This window comes from Paenibacillus sp. 2RAB27, from assembly GCF_052115445.1.
Taxonomy (GTDB): Bacteria; Bacillota; Bacilli; order Paenibacillales; family NBRC-103111; genus Paenibacillus_E.
This window is the reverse complement of record NZ_JBFRGR010000083.1, coordinates 1-4,343: the sequence shown is the minus strand read 5'-3', so window position 1 is coordinate 4,343 and position 4,343 is coordinate 1. Positions and strand designations below refer to the sequence as shown.

General features: G+C 41.7%; 7 protein-coding genes. 1 reads left to right on the top strand and 6 read right to left on the bottom strand.

The features are described from left to right. The 4 genes from AB4114_RS35615 to AB4114_RS35600 all read right to left on the bottom strand — a co-directional run. Positions 1-209: Dabb family protein (locus AB4114_RS35615; protein ID WP_441992654.1), on the bottom strand; the 209-nt coding region annotated here is incomplete at its 3' end. 129 nt (positions 210-338) lie between these two features. Next, positions 339-887, bottom strand: coding sequence for a GNAT family N-acetyltransferase (locus tag AB4114_RS35610; RefSeq protein ID WP_441992653.1), 549 nt, complete (start codon positions 885-887; stop codon positions 339-341). A 170-nt stretch (positions 888-1,057) separates the two neighbouring features. Next, positions 1,058-1,600: a hypothetical protein gene (locus AB4114_RS35605; RefSeq protein ID WP_441992652.1), complete on the bottom strand. Its 543-nt coding sequence runs from the start codon at positions 1,598-1,600 to the stop codon at positions 1,058-1,060. Between the two features lie 275 nt (positions 1,601-1,875). Next, positions 1,876-2,019 (bottom strand): hypothetical protein, encoded by a 144-nt coding sequence (locus AB4114_RS35600; protein ID WP_441992651.1) that lies wholly within the window; start codon positions 2,017-2,019, stop codon positions 1,876-1,878. A gap of 184 nt (positions 2,020-2,203) precedes the next feature. On the opposite strand from AB4114_RS35600, the gene AB4114_RS35595 reads away from it, so the two are divergent. Beyond that, the gene (locus AB4114_RS35595; protein WP_441992650.1) at positions 2,204-2,608 is read left to right on the top strand and encodes a VOC family protein; all 405 of its coding nucleotides are present in this window, start codon (positions 2,204-2,206) and stop codon (positions 2,606-2,608) included. A 215-nt stretch (positions 2,609-2,823) separates the two neighbouring features. Here the strand turns inward: AB4114_RS35595 and AB4114_RS35590 are convergent, their stop codons facing one another. Both AB4114_RS35590 and AB4114_RS35585 read right to left on the bottom strand, forming a co-directional pair. After that, positions 2,824-3,336, bottom strand: a complete 513-nt coding sequence (locus tag AB4114_RS35590; RefSeq protein ID WP_441992649.1) for a hypothetical protein — start codon at positions 3,334-3,336, stop codon at positions 2,824-2,826. 229 nt (positions 3,337-3,565) lie between these two features. Then, on the bottom strand, positions 3,566-4,084 hold the full coding sequence (locus AB4114_RS35585; protein ID WP_441992648.1) for a DinB family protein: 519 nt from the start codon (positions 4,082-4,084) through the stop codon (positions 3,566-3,568). Positions 4,085-4,343 lie beyond the last annotated feature (259 nt).

Genomic DNA, 4,343 nt, shown 5'->3' with positions numbered 1-4,343 from the left:
CGCAGCGACGCAAGGTCTTCAAACGTTACCCGTAATCCGAGAGTATAGCCCTTAATATTTTCCGTTTCTTCAGTTACGTTGATGCCTGCACTTATATCAAATATCCCGGGGATACGATCCCGAAACGTTAACAATTGATCCAGCAATTCCTGTTGCTTGATTGGCGTGATATTAGTATTGAACTTGAATACAACGAGATGTTCGTACATCGCTACATTGCTCCTTTTTTAAGCTTAATGTTGTGTTGCTATAGTTCTTACGTTAGCTTACATTCAATTTTTCGAGAAAGCACACTATCTTTCGTAGTTTCTTCCAGAATGGTTTTCCTATATGCTTTGTTATTTGGAACAACTAGATAGTTTTAAGTATTCATGCTTCAAAATACTCATCATTATACGATCGACATATTGACCATTTTTATAGACTTCGTCTCTTAGTATGCCATCCTTATTGAAACCAGCCTTTTCATAACTCCGAATAGCACCAGGATTATCAGCATCTACCGTCAAATACACTTTATGAAGGTTTAAACGCTCGAATGCAAAATTCAGAACAACACCTGTCACTTCTGTAGCATAACCTTGCGCCCATACCATTTTGTCCCCAATCCAAATACCAAATTCAGCATGCTTGGACCAAGGATGGATATTAAACAATTGGGTATTGCCAATCGGGATGCCGTCTTCTTTTATTATGGTAAAATAGACAGATGTTAGATCTGTTTGCGCGTACTTCCGTGTACGTTCTCTGACCACTTCCGGTGTTAGGGGCATACCACTTCCTGATGGTAACTTTCGGTTAACTACAGGATCGGACAGCCATTCATATCGCTTTTCCCAATCTTCTTCAACAACACGCCTTAATGTTACTCGTTGTCCGTATAGCATATTTCTCCTCCGTGTGCCTAGATTGGTACTTATTTTGTAAACTTGTAAATCCATATGTAGGGTATTCGCGAAAGCTTTTTAACAATTTTTGCCCGTTAGGTGAGCGAAAGGCTGCCGATCGTGCCGGCAGCCTCCCATTGCTGTGTTTTGAACAAACGTTCTCCTTTAGCCTAAACTTTCTCAGATATTATCTTAACGGAAATAACTGACCCATCATCATTGTTTAAATCAAAGTTCCACTGTCCTTCTTGCGATATTCCCCATTGCATCTCACCTACAAAAACTGTATTTGCTTCAACTGCAGTTTTTATCCAATTGTTTCCTTGAGGGGATTTGAGTCTGAAATATAACTTTTTCTCTCCTATATTATGAACATAAAAACTGACTTTCTCTTTATTACCATCAGTAATTGCTTTATAGGTTAACGAGGCAGAACCTTGACCATTACAATTCATTGTCTGGTTTAACATTGCACCTTGTAAGGCTACATCATCAGGTATTGTAGCACCCTTGAGTGCTGTGACAGTGGGTTCCTCAGCAGGCGGGCTTCCTAAATTAACAGCCACCTTATCAATATACGACGGAGTGATCTGGTTGGGCTGTACGACTATATTTTCACTTGCTTTTTGTTTCTTTACGGTAACGAATCCTCCAGCGATAGCTCCCGCAGTGAGCAACAAAAGTGTACTATATAATAGTTTATTGTGTTTCATCTTGGATAGTAACTCCTATTTAAAATTAATATGGGAATGCCCTAATTATAATCCATATATTACCTTATAAACTATTATAGTACAATAACATTTGCCAAAATACTACCTATTACTTCAACGGGCAACGGCAGCCCAGTATGTGCCGGCTGCCGTAATCTCGTGATTGAACTATCGTTTTGCGTTAGCGTAACGCCAGTTAATCCCATTACTTATTCTGTATTCCGGCTAATATCCTTTCAACTATCCATTTGGGCGAGGACGAGGGCGACAGCTACTCATACCAATTCGTCCACGACAGGCCAACGTACCAGTGCTGCATGAAGGAGCTGTCCTGGCAAGGCTATTCGACCGGCATGGACTTGCTGAACAGCTACACCAAGGTTGAGATCGGGGAACGCGGCAGCATCCATATCATGCATTCCGAAATCGAATTCTGAAGGAAGCCCTAAAAATGTTAAAACACTACTGACATACTGTTGTCAGTAATGTTTTTTATAATCGGAGTAAGTAATCGTAAAGGAGTGGGAGATAAATGCGAAGTATTTTGGCCCAAAATGATATGATACGGTATTGTATCATTTGTTATAGGAAGGATGGTATCTCGTGAATTTAGCTTCTGTACGCATCATTACCGACGACGTGGATCGTCTCGTCGAGTTCTATGAGAAAGTCATGGGTGTTTCGGCGGAACGCCCCGCGCCCGTCTTTGCCGAACTCGTTGTGCCATCGTGCACCCTGGCGATCGGCCACTCCCAGACGGTGCAACTGTTCGGCGCTGGTTCCGCAGTGGCGGCCGACAATCACACTGTCATCATCGAGTTTCGCGTCCACGATGTCGATGCCGAATACGAGCGCTTGAAGCCCTTTGTTGGCGAGTGGGTAAAGGAACCAACCACGATGCCGTGGGGGAACCGTGCTGTGCTGTTTCGGGATCCCGACGGCAACCTGGTTAACCTCTTCGCGCCAGTGACCGAGGAAGCGATCAAACGGTTCAGCAGTAGGCGTTGACAGACAGTTGAAGTGAGTGGGCGAATTTCGTAATTAGTAATTTTACTGACCGCTTCATAGGAAGAGACCATAGCAACGAGCTATGGTCTCTTCATTTTATCTAGGTTCTTCATTATTTATTGAGAAATGGATCTATTTCGCGACCCCCGCTGATGCTGGCAGCCTATTTGTAATTGTGCTAACGTTCCTACGTTAGTTTAACGACGTACTGAACATCAGTTTTCCAAATTGTACTCATCAAGGTCTTTTGCGTCTTTAAAAAAATCCATATAGCTTTTAACTAAGGATTGGTCTTTACTTATCATGAGAGTAAGTCCAGAATCCCAACAGACAATTTCTACTTCAGCTTTTGGATGTTGAACTGTGGCTCCTGGTTTCCAAAACCCTGGGTTACCATCTGCAAACGGAACGACGCTCAAATTATTAATATCAATCTTCTCCGACTTTCTAAACCCTGAGATTACACCCCAAATAAATTGGATTTTATTCTTGCCAATTAAGTTTGTTAATTGCTCACCTGAAATCCAGTATTTATTATTTCTATCCCAGGTCCCTTTATTTACTTGATATTCTCCGAAGTAGTTCAAAAAATCATCTGGTATCCAGTTTAGTTCTAAATCTGTTAATAACCAATTATAATCGTGTTGTCGATTTTGAAGAGCCTCGAATATGGGTCCTAGGTATGTATAATATTGAATCTGTTTAGAGTCTTTTAATATTGCATTCAAAAACGTTCACCCCTCATTGAAAGTAGGATATTTAAATAATTCGGTAAGTGATTAAGCTATCCTGCCAGTTAAGTGAGCAAAGGCTGCCCTTCATGCCGGCAGCCTCGTCCTAGGTGGTTATTCAACTAAAGTCTCCCATTAGCTTAACAATGGACACTTGCTTTTTGCATCATTTGGTAAGTTCCAAGTTCGTATAATATGGCTTAAACCCATCTGCTACACTTGATATTCATTTGGGTAGATATTTTGTCTTAATAACGTTCATATGATGAGTTTCATGACCAGCTATGATAAAGGCAGCCGCACGTGCGGACAATGGGTGACCATTAAACTCTCCACTACGAAGAAAGGCTTCCTCTCGCAGATTCCCTATAAGAGTAAGCGTGGATTGTCGGACTGCGGAAAAATCCACAAGTACCTCTGCCAATGCTAAGTCGTCAAAAGACGCTAACTTTGCGAAGGTATCACGGTCATAACCAGGTAATTCCCGTGCGTCACCGCGTGCGATACGAAGAATTCGATAGTTCCATAACCGCTCGACATCAGTAATATGTCCCACTACGGTTTTAAGTGCCCATTTCCCTTCAGCATATTGGAAAACACTCTGTTCTTCCGATAGATCTTTCAACAACAACAGTGACTGGTCATGCAGGTTTCGCAAAATATCCACCAAATTCCCATCTGGCACCAAGCGGATATATTGCTCATATTTAGGTAGATATTCGTCCGACTTTGGTCTTGTGTTCATAGGAACCTCCGAATAGGGATTTAGTTAAAGACTTGAGGATTTATTATACCATAATAAGGTATTTAAAGGAGTCTACTTACTGAATATTACTGCCCGTCCCTCGGTTTTAAGGGTTTATCTCACTTTTACTCACTCATTCGCAGGATTCCGTTTCCCTGGATAACAGTTGTCGTTCTGAAAGTAAGCTTATTAAACTCCGTCGTTCCAATTTTGGACATGCGGGAACAGAAGAAAGGCCATGCGGGAACAGAAGAAAGGC